Raw genomic sequence first — 1,512 nt, 5'->3', positions numbered from 1 at the left:
GGGGGGGGTGCCTCTATGTCTTTCGTCAAGCCTGAGCTGGTCATGCAGCGACCGCTTCGGGGAGGCGTGATTCGTAGAAGGTTCCATCGCGGAGCATGGCGAACAGGACGCTGATGCGCTGCCGGGCCAGGCGGAGAAGGGCCTGTGTGTGGGTCTTGCCCCGGGCCCGGCAGCGGTCGTAGTAGGTGCGGGAGGCGGGGTCGTGCAGGGCGGCGAACGCGGACAGGAACATCGCGCGTTTGAGCTGCCGGTTGCCGCCTCTGGGTGCGTGTTCGCCGTGGATGGAAGTGCCCGACTGTTTCGTGGTGGGGGCGAGGCCGGCGTAGGAGGCGAGGTGGGCGGCGGTGGGGAAGCTGGTGCCGTCGCCGACGGTGACCAGGAGAACTGCGGCGGTCCTGACGCCGACGCCGGGCAGCGACGTCAGGACCTGGGAAAGAGGGTGGGCCTCCAGCAGCTCGTTGATCTGGGCTTCCAGGGCCCGGCGTTGTTCGTGGACGGCCGCGAGCGAGCGGGCCAGGGAGGGGATCACGATGTCGAGGGTGCCGGTTCCCGGGACGACGACGGTCTGCTCGTCGAGCGCGTCGAAGACCTCGTCGATCAGCCGGGCGGCCATCCGTGGGGCCTTGGGGCGGATCACTTCGACGAGTCTGCGGCGGCCCGCCTTTCGCAGTGCGGCCGGGGATCCGTAGCGTTCCAGCAGCCAGGTGACAGCCTGGTGGTCGAGGCGGGTACCGAGGGCGCGTTCCAGGCTGGGGTGGAACTGGGTGAGCAGGCCGCGTATCCGGTTGGACGTGCGGGTGGCCTCGGCCGCGAGGTCCTGGTCGAAGCCCACCAGAACAGTGAGCTCGGCAGTGATCTCGTCGGTCAGCTCCAGCGAACGCAGGGTGTGCGGCATGGTGCGGGCGGCGTCCGCGATCACCGCGGCGTCCTTCGCGTCGGTCTTGGCCTCACCGGGGTAGAGGTCGGCGATCCGCCGCATCGCCAGTCCGGGCAGGTAGGCGACCTGGCAGCCCGCATCGCGGGCGACCGTCAGCGGCAGAGCCCCGATCGAGGCGGGCTGGTCCACGATCACCAGGACCGTGCCGAACTTGTCTCGCAGCTTGTCGAAGACGGCCCGCAGCTTGGGTTCGCTATTGGGCAGCGGTTTGTCGAAGACCTTCTTGCCGGCCGGGGTCAGCCCGTGGCCGTGGTGTGTGCTCTTGCCGACGTCCAGGCCGAGGAAGACGCCCACGCTGCTGGTGTCGATCACGGTGCCCCCACTCGCTCAATACCGGTGCTGGCCTGGGCGTCGGGGCCGTTCTCGCGCATCCACGTTATGCAGACCTGCCGCCCGCGAACGGCCGGGCATTGCGCCCGGCCGGGCGGTGGTCGGACCTCTCATCAGCGTCTCCGACGGCACCCCTCGGACCCGGTGACACCACCCCCCAGGTCATCCGTTCGACAGGGGGCAACAGTCATGCCGGGCCCGGAGGCCAGCGGCCCTCTTGCAGGACCGCGAAAAACATAACGGGG

Annotated in this window: 1 protein-coding gene; it reads right to left on the bottom strand. The window is 69.5% G+C overall.

The window, feature by feature from the left end:
* Positions 1 to 40: 40 nt before the first annotated feature.
* Positions 41 to 1,249 (bottom strand): IS110 family transposase, encoded by a 1,209-nt coding sequence (locus HYE82_RS36470; RefSeq protein WP_179178510.1) that lies wholly within the window; start codon positions 1,247 to 1,249, stop codon positions 41 to 43.
* Positions 1,250 to 1,512 lie beyond the last annotated feature (263 nt).

The sequence above is a fragment of the Streptomyces sp. BR123 genome (assembly GCF_013401435.1).
Taxonomy (GTDB): Bacteria; Actinomycetota; Actinomycetes; order Streptomycetales; family Streptomycetaceae; genus Streptomyces.
This window is presented reverse-complemented; position numbering and strand designations above follow the sequence as displayed.